This is a genomic window from Kitasatospora sp. NPDC036755, assembly GCF_040636595.1.
Taxonomy (GTDB): Bacteria; Actinomycetota; Actinomycetes; order Streptomycetales; family Streptomycetaceae; genus Kitasatospora.
Genome location: NZ_JBEZUT010000549.1, coordinates 1 through 3,469, shown reverse-complemented (window position 1 = coordinate 3,469; position 3,469 = coordinate 1). Strand labels below are relative to the sequence as shown.

4 protein-coding genes are annotated in these 3,469 nt (G+C 75.4%); 3 read left to right on the top strand and 1 reads right to left on the bottom strand.

Annotated elements, in window-relative coordinates; genetic code table 11:
- On the top strand, positions 1 to 212 hold a 212-nt coding region (locus AB0E96_RS39690; RefSeq protein WP_359831516.1), incomplete at its 5' end, for a hypothetical protein.
- Between the two features lie 116 nt (positions 213 to 328).
- Complete coding sequence (locus tag AB0E96_RS39685) at positions 329 to 976, top strand: hypothetical protein (protein ID WP_359831514.1); 648 nt, start codon at positions 329 to 331, stop codon at positions 974 to 976.
- Positions 977 to 1,030: 54 nt separating this feature from the next.
- Here the strand turns inward: AB0E96_RS39685 and AB0E96_RS39680 are convergent, their stop codons facing one another.
- A complete protein-coding gene (locus AB0E96_RS39680; protein ID WP_359831512.1) occupies positions 1,031 to 1,816 on the bottom strand; it encodes an SLATT domain-containing protein in 786 nt (261 codons plus the stop codon).
- Between the two features lie 367 nt (positions 1,817 to 2,183).
- Here AB0E96_RS39680 and purD point away from each other — a divergent pair, with 367 nt between their 5' ends.
- On the top strand, positions 2,184 to 3,431 hold the full coding sequence (gene purD / locus AB0E96_RS39675; protein WP_359831510.1) for a phosphoribosylamine--glycine ligase: 1,248 nt from the start codon (positions 2,184 to 2,186) through the stop codon (positions 3,429 to 3,431).
- The last annotated feature ends 38 nt before the right edge of the window (positions 3,432 to 3,469 follow it).

Below are 3,469 nucleotides of genomic sequence, written 5' to 3'. Positions count from 1 at the left end.
GGCCCGTCGCCGAGCCCGGTGCGGCCCGCGGCGAGCGGAGCCGCCGCGGCGACGAGGTGGGCCGGGAGCTCGGCCGTGAACTGGGCCTGGGCCTCGGCCTGGTGCCGCAGCCGCGCACGATCCCGTACGGCCGGTTCGGCCGGCGGCTGCCCGAGCCGTCGCCGGAGGCCCCGCGGGGCCGGCCCGACCCGTACGGCGGTCCGGGCCGGTAGGGTGGGCGGTCGTCGGACCGGGCGCCCCGCGAAAGGGCCGTCCGGGTACCGACCCAGCCCCCGTCGTCGCCCCGTCTCCGCGGGCGATCCCCGCCTCCGGAGAGGAACTGCCGGCCATGGCCTGCGACCTCTGGCTCGTCCCGCTGGTGGACGTGCTGAGCCACAGTCCCGACAACCCCTTCCGGGACGACCTCGCGCTCTACAACGCGGTGTTGGCCTCCAACGGGCTGCCCGAGGTGCCGGTCTACCGCTTCGTCCCCGGCGTCAGCGGCGCGGTCGAGCCGATAGCCGCCTTCGACTACGACTCGCTGCACTTCCTGCGCCGCGCCTACCTGTTGGGCCTCACCGGACTGGACATCACCCCGGTCGACGCGCTCGGCGGCGACTACGAGCAGCTGCTGGAGATGTTCGAGGGCAGCGCGGAACAGTCGCACCTGGTCTGGCACTTCGACCACGCCGGCGCGTACGTGCCGGTCGAGTTCGCGGTGCCGCTGGTGGACGACACGCTGCTCGCCTCCGGCGGCCCGCTCGGCTCCAGCCACGGGCTGCTGCGCGAACTCCAGGCCGTCGCACCGGCGCTGGGCATCGACCCGTTCAACCCGCCGGACCCGACCCGGCCGCTCGGACCGACCGGCCTGGAGCAGCCCTTCGGGCCGCCGATCGACGACGTCCACCCCTTCGCGCGGGAGCGGCACGCCTGGTCGGGCCTGTACGCGGCGGCGACCAGGAGCGTCACCCAGGGCTCGATGATCGTCTTCGCCTGACCCCCGATCCCGGAGCACCCCGCCCCGGATGCCCCGGCCCCGGAGCACCCGGCGCTACCGCAGCGGCCCCTCCGGCGGCCGCTGGCGCGGCATGGTGGGCCGGGTGCCCGGCGGCGGCAGCACCCGCACCTGGGCACCCACCCCGGGCTCGCTGCGCCCGCCCCAGGCCCCGCCGGACTGGGTGGGCAGCTGGGTCATCGAGGCGCGGAACTCCAGCATCCACTCCGAGGTCTCGGAGCGGACCATGTCCGAGACGTCCTCGCAGAAGCGGCGCAGCACCCCCAGGCAGCGCTCGGCGGCCTCGCCCGCGGTGCCCTCGGTCGGGCCGAGCACCTCGCGCACGCACTCCGACGCCCAGTCGAACTGGAAGGCCTCCAGGCGGCGTTGCAGGGCCTGCCCGGTGGAGACGTCCCGCATCCAGCCGGAGGTGAGGCCGAAGACCCGGTCGGCGGCCAGGCAGGCGGCGGAGAGCGCGAAGCCGACGTAGCCCCAGCCGGTGCCGTGCGCGAAGGCGCCGGCCAGGTCGACCAGCGGGGCGGTCACCCCGCCCACCGCGAAACCGGCCGCGCCGAACCGCAGCAGGCGGGCCCAGCGGCGCTTCCAGATCCGGTCCCGGCGGTACCACTCGATCGCCTCGACCGCCCGTTCCTCGGACCAGCGGTACAGCTCCTCCAGCCGTTCGGCCGGCTCGCCCCAGTCCCCGAGCGGGAACTGTCGGGTGCTCAGGTCGGTTCGGCGGCGGGTGGAGGCCCGTCGGACGACGGCGGCGACGGGCTGGTCCTCCTCACCGATCTCCTTGCCCCAGGCACTCTCCTCGGGCTGCATTTCCGGCTGGCTCACCTGTGGGGCTCCCTGTGGCGGGCGGACTGCTGGGTCTGTCGGCGCAACGGCTGACGTGGTGTCCGCCGGTGGTTCTCCAACAGCACTTCTTACCGCCAAATGGCTGACCGTGGGGGCGCTTCTCCGTTGATCGTTACCGGTTTCGGCCAACGGAACCCGAGGTGGGCGGGTTGCGGGGGGCGGCCGGATTTCACCCGTCCGAGCGAGGGTCCGGTGACCCGCCGTCGTGACCCGGCCACCCATCGCCGAACCGGCCCCGCCGGCCTTGGAGGATCCTCCGATCCGCCCGTCCCACGGAGCCCTCCTCCTGGAGGATCCGACGGGACCGGAGAGCGGCCGGATCAGGCCACCGACTACGCTGCCAGGCGTGAAGGTCCTCGTCATCGGCGGCGGCGCCCGCGAACACGCCCTGTGCCGCTCTCTGTCCCAAGATCCCGCAGTGACCGAACTGCACTGTGCCCCGGGCAACGCCGGGATCGCACAGGTCGCGACGGTCCACCCGGTCGACCAGCTGGACGGTGCGCAGGTCGCCGCGCTGGCCGGCCGGCTCGACGCCGCGCTGGTGGTGGTCGGCCCGGAGGCCCCGCTGGTGGCCGGCGTCGCCGACGCCGTGCGCGCGGCCGGCATCCCGGTGTTCGGCCCGTCCGCCGCGGCCGCCCGGCTGGAGGGCTCGAAGGCGTTCGCCAAGGACGTGATGGCCGCGGCCGGCGTCCCCACCGCCCGCTCCTACGTCTGCACCACCGCGGCCGAGGCCGCCGAGGCGCTGGACGCCTTCGGCGCCCCGTACGTGGTCAAGGACGACGGCCTGGCCGCCGGCAAGGGCGTCGTGGTCACCTCCGACCGCGAGGCCGCGCTGGAGCACGCCGCCGCCTGCGAGCGCGTGGTCATCGAGGAGTACCTGGACGGCCCCGAGGTCTCGCTGTTCGCGATCACCGACGGCACCACCGTCGTCCCGCTCCAGCCCGCCCAGGACTTCAAGCGCGCGCTGGACGGCGACGAGGGCCCCAACACCGGCGGCATGGGCGCCTACTCGCCGCTGCCGTGGGCGCCCGCCGGGCTGGTCGAGGAGGTCCTGGAGACCGTCCTCCAGCCGACCGTCGACGAGCTGCGCCGCCGCGGCACCGAGTTCTCCGGCCTGCTGTACGCGGGCCTGGCGCTCACCTCGCGCGGCACCCGGGTGATCGAGTTCAACGCCCGCTTCGGCGACCCGGAGACCCAGGTCGTGCTGGCCCGGCTGCGCACCCCGCTGGCGGGCGTGCTGCTGGCCTCCGCCAACGGCACCCTGGACCAGCTGGAGCCGCTGCGCTGGGACGAGGGCGCGGCCGTCACCGTGGTCGTCGCCTCCGAGGGCTACCCGGCGGCCCCGCGCACCGGCGACCCGATCGAGGGCCTGGCCGAGGCCGAGGCGGACGGCACCGCGTTCGTGCTGCACGCCGGGACGAAGGCGGACGAGGACGGCCGGGTGCTGAGCGCCGGCGGCCGCGTCCTGTCGGTCACCGCGACCGGCGCCGACCTGGCCGGGGCGCGCGAGCGCGCGTACGCCGCGGTGGACCGGATCTCCCTCAAGGGCGGCCAGCACCGCACCGACATCGCGCTCAAGGCGGCCACCGCCTGAGTGCCCGCGCCCGCGCTGTCCGCGGCCCCCGTGCGAAC